5 protein-coding genes are annotated in these 3,909 nt (G+C 70.1%); 3 read left to right on the forward strand and 2 right to left on the reverse strand.

Going from position 1 to position 3,909, the window contains the following annotated elements; all coding sequences use genetic code 11:
- Positions 1-468: DDE-type integrase/transposase/recombinase (locus tag SJ20_RS07215; protein WP_044659464.1), on the forward strand; the 468-nt coding region annotated here is incomplete at its 5' end.
- Positions 469-946: 478 nt separating this feature from the next.
- Here the strand turns inward: SJ20_RS07215 and SJ20_RS07220 are convergent.
- Complete coding sequence (locus SJ20_RS07220; protein ID WP_010079170.1) at positions 947-1,792, reverse strand: alpha/beta fold hydrolase; 846 nt, start codon at positions 1,790-1,792, stop codon at positions 947-949.
- 87 nt (positions 1,793-1,879) lie between these two features.
- A complete protein-coding gene (locus SJ20_RS07225; RefSeq protein ID WP_044659465.1) occupies positions 1,880-2,626 on the reverse strand; it encodes a DUF72 domain-containing protein in 747 nt (248 codons plus the stop codon).
- A gap of 40 nt (positions 2,627-2,666) precedes the next feature.
- Here SJ20_RS07225 and SJ20_RS11735 point away from each other — a divergent pair, with 40 nt between their 5' ends.
- Entirely contained in the window at positions 2,667-2,861 is a 195-nt protein-coding gene (locus tag SJ20_RS11735) for an AbgT family transporter (protein WP_255351321.1), read from the forward strand.
- Between the two features lie 55 nt (positions 2,862-2,916).
- Positions 2,917-3,873: a glutaminase A gene (glsA, locus tag SJ20_RS07230; protein ID WP_052833442.1), complete on the forward strand. Its 957-nt coding sequence runs from the start codon at positions 2,917-2,919 to the stop codon at positions 3,871-3,873.
- Positions 3,874-3,909 lie beyond the last annotated feature (36 nt).

Below are 3,909 nucleotides of genomic sequence, written 5' to 3' on the forward strand. Positions count from 1 at the left end.
GCTTTTCATGGCCGCTTACACGCGGTCAAGGACGTGTTCTCGAACCGGATCGTGGGCTACTCGATCAATCGGCGGATGAGCTCGCAGCTGGCCGTGGACGCCCTGCAGATGGCTCTGGGCCGGCGTGGAGGCAAGGCCGAGGTGCAGAGTTGCCGGGTGCATTCGGATCGAGGATCGCAATTTCGAGCCAGGCGGTTCGTGGAGACGCTCCGGGTCAACGGCCTGGTCGGGTCGATGGGCAGGGTCGGTGCTGCTGGGGACAACGCGGTAATGGAATCCTTCTTCGCGCTGTTGCAGAAGAACGTGCTGAACCGGCGTCGCTGGCAGTCCTTCGACCAGCTCCGGCTCGCGATCGTGAGCTGGATCGAGCGGACCTATCACCGCCGTCGTAGGCAGGCCCGTCTCGGGAAGCTCACCCCTGTCGAGTTCGAGATGGTTCAATCAGTCCAGGCGGCTGCCGCCGCCTGATAACTCGTGTCAAGCAAACTCATGGCAGACCCTTCTCACGCGCCTGAATCTCGCCGTCATGGATCGACAGCACCTCGGTCTGTGCGCCAGCCCGCTCCAGAAGCGCCGCGCAGGCTCTGACTGACCGACATCAGGAAGCACTTCACGGCTGAGGAGAAGCTCTGTCTCTGCGCGAACAAGGCCGTCGCAGGCCGCGGCGGTGCAGCCGTGGTGGCTGGGTGCCTGGTGCACGAGGACCGGGGCTCGCAGTTTCGATCTGGCCTATTTCAGGACGCGCGCACCCGTCATGGGCCGATCGGCTTCGTACTCGACGTCCTGACGCGCGGTTCTGCCGGCCGGTCGGCCTGATCCCGCGCTCCGGGTGATCACGGCGTCGGATCGAACCTGAAAGGTCGGCGTCGGCGCCGCGGTGGGCGGCATGCACCACCCCCGCGAGTGCCGTCTCGCGTCCCGCACTCTGATGCGCCCGCCCGCGCCCTCACTCCGCCAGGAACTCCAGCAGGATCCGGTTGAACTCCTCGGAGTGGCTGATGCTGAAGCCGTGCGGGGCATCCTTGACGAGTTCGACGCGGCTGCCGTCGATCGCCTTGTGCGTCCGCTTGCCGGAGCCCTTGAACGGCACGATCTGGTCGGCGTCGCCGTGCAGGACCAGGGCCGGCACGGTCACCGCCGGCAGGTCGCGGCGGAAGTCGGTGGCCCCGAACGCGTCCATGCAGGCCAGCGCCGCCGTCTGGTCGGACTGCAGCGCCATCCGGATGGCCTCCTGGCGCTGCTCCTCGGTGACCTTGAGGCTGCTGGTCAGGCCGGCCAGCTTGGGGGTGGAGAAGAACGTCGTCGTGAAGTCGTCGAAGAACGACTCGCGGTCCTTCTCGAGACCCGCGCGCATCTCGGCGGCCTGCTTCTCGGTCAGCGGGCCGTCGGGGTTGTCGTCGGTCTTCAGCAGGTACGGGGGCACCGCGCCGGCGAACACCACCGAGTGGATCCGGTCCGCGCCGAACCGGGACATGTAGCGCGCCACCTCGCCACCGCCCATCGAGAAGCCCACGAGCGTCACGTCACGCAGGTCGAGCTCGGTGAGCAGACCGTGCAGGTCGGCGGTCATCGTGTCGTAGTCGTACCCGCCGGCGGGCTTCTCCGAGGCACCGAAGCCCCGCCGGTCATAGGTGATCACGCGGTAGTGCGGGGACAGGGCTGCGACCTGGTCCTTCCACGAGTCGAGGGTCAGCGGCCAGCCGTGGATGAGGACCACGGGACGCCCGTGGCCGGCCTCCTCCACGTTCAGTCCGATCGTGCCGTGGTCCGTGGGGATCTGCATGAGGGTCATGTGCGTCTGCCTTCCTGTGCTCTCGGGGGACGACGGCGGCGCTCGGCCGCCGCTTCCTCCTCACGCTAGGCACGCGCTCGGCACGTGTCAGGCTTCGGTCTCCGCCATCCTGCGCAGCGTCAGCGCGTTGAACGCGGCGTGGCCGTGGTTGTCGTTGTTGAAGTAGACGTAGGCGGGGCGCGCGCCCGCCGCGTCCGCGCCGGTCAGCTCCCGCAGCCGCTTCACCCAGGGGGAGAGCTCGGCGTCGGAGAACGAGCCGCCGTAGCGCCAGTCCGGGTCCGCGTTGTGGAAGCGCACGTAGGCGAGGCGCCCGGTCGCGCGCAGCACCGGCTCCCGCCCGGCGATCACCGAGACCACGAACCCCGCCCCGTGCCGGTCGAGGAGGTCGAACACGTCCTCGTCCAGCCAGGACTCGTGCTGGACCTCCACCGCCACGCGCACCCGCTCGGGCAGCAGGCCGAGGAACCCGGCGAGTCGGTCGTCGTCGCGGTGCAGGTTGGCCGGCAGCTGCAGCAGCAGCGGCCCGGCGTGGTCACCGAGCAGGTCCAGCGTGTGCACGATGCGCTCCACCCAGTCCTGCGGCTCGTTGAGCTTGCGGTAGTGGGTCAGGTAGCGGGAGGCCTTGACGGCCATCTCGAAGCCGGCGGGCAGGCGCTCGCGCCAGGCCTCGACGGTGCTGTCCGCCGGCCAGCGGTAGTGGGAGCCGTTGAGCTCGACCGTCCGGAAGCGCTCCGTGTAGTGGTCGAGCTGGTCGGCGATCCGCAGCCCCTGCGGGTAGAAGGTCCCGCGCCAGTGCCTGTAGGTCCAGCCGGAGGTCCCGATCCGCACGTCCATCCCCCGACGATAGCCCCGGCCCGGGTTCCCGGGTCTTGCCTTGACCCGCCGCGGCAGGCGTAGCGTCCCGCTGATCATCGCGGTGGCTCAGAGGTACGACCGGAAGATGGGCATCGGCTCCCTGATCGCCACGATGCTCCCGTCCTCGATCGCCTTCCTGCCCGCGTGCACCGGCATGGTCATCGGCTGGATGCGGCTGGACCTGCCGATGGGCCCGAATGCCCCGGTCCAGTGAACGCCGTGACCGGCCCGGCGCCCGCCCGCCTGCCCGTCCACTACTGTGACCAGGAATGGACACGACGCGATTCGACGACGACCTGCGCGCGATGCTCGACGAGGTGGAGTCCGACCGCCGCGGCGAGCCCTCCGACTACCTCGAGGACGTCGCCGGCCAGCATGTGGACGGCCTCGCCGTGGCGGTGTGCACGGTGGACGGCCACCAGGCCGCCGCCGGGGAGACCGAGCACGCCTTCGCGCTGCAGTCGGTCTCCAAGGTCCTCACCTACGCGGTGGTGCTGCAGGAGATCGGCCTGGACCACGTGCTGGAGCACGTGGGCGTCGAGCCCTCCGGTGAGTCGTTCAACCACCTGTCCCTGCACGACGACGGCCGGCCGTGCAACCCGCTGATCAACGCCGGCGCCATCCTGGTCCACTCCCTCCTGCCCGCCGGGGACGAGGACGAGCGGACGGCCCTGCTGCTGCGCCGCTACAGCGCGCTGGCCGGCGTCGAGCTGGAGGTCTGCGAGGACGTCCTCGACGCCGAGCGCACCCGCGCCGACCGCAACCTGGGCCTGGCCCACCTGCTCGCCGACGCCGGCCGGCTGCCCATCTCGGCCCGCGAGGCCGTGGCCGGGTACCTCGCGCAGTGCTCGGTCCTGGTCACCGCACCCCAGCTGGCCGTCATGGGCGCCACCCTCGCCGCTGGCGGCACGAACCCCGTGACAGGGGAGCGGGTGCTGGACGAGTGGGTGGCGCAGCAGGCGATGTCCGTGATGCTCACCTGCGGCATGTACGACGCCAGCGGCCAGTGGGTGGCCGAGGTCGGCGTGCCCGCGAAGTCCGGCGTCTCGGGCGCGCTGCTCGGCGCCGTGCCCGGGGCCCTGGGCATCGCCACGTGGTCGCCGCGCCTGGACGAGCAAGGTAACTCCCGGCGTGGCATCGGGTTGTTCGAGGGGCTCAGCGCACGCTGGGACCTGCACGTGCTCCAGCACCGTGGCGCCCTGCGCGGCCTCAGCGGGCCCCGCTGACCCCGCGTTGACGCCTAGGGCATGTCTGACAATCGT

The organism is Micrococcus sp. MS-ASIII-49 (assembly GCF_000946635.1).
In the GTDB taxonomy this organism is placed as follows: domain Bacteria; phylum Actinomycetota; class Actinomycetes; order Actinomycetales; family Micrococcaceae; genus Micrococcus; species Micrococcus luteus.